The sequence below is a fragment of the Massilia sp. NBRC 108631 genome (assembly GCF_059704565.1).
The window spans coordinates 1-209 of the sequence record NZ_BAAKJE010000085.1 but is presented as its reverse complement, the minus strand read 5'-3'; the positions used below and the strand labels follow the sequence as shown (position 1 = coordinate 209).

The 209-nt window shown below is 65.6% G+C and carries 1 pseudogene; it reads left to right on the top strand.

What is annotated here, in order from left to right:
- A pseudogene (locus tag AC6H42_RS10360) lies at positions 1 to 209 on the top strand (IS21 family transposase); the annotation flags it as partial.

The following is a 209-nucleotide window of genomic DNA, read 5'->3' as shown; positions in this document are numbered from 1 at the left end:
TCACAGCGCGAAGCGCGAGCATGGCGCACCCGCGCCGATCCATTTGAAGCCGTCTGGGACAGCGAGATCGTGCCGTTGCTGGTCGCGTCACCGGCGCTGACGGCGACAACGCTTCTAGAAGAGATGCAAGGGCGCCATCCAGGTCAGTACGAAGACGCCTTGTTGCGCACGCTGCAGCGTCGGGTCCGAGCCTGGAGTGCGAGCCACGG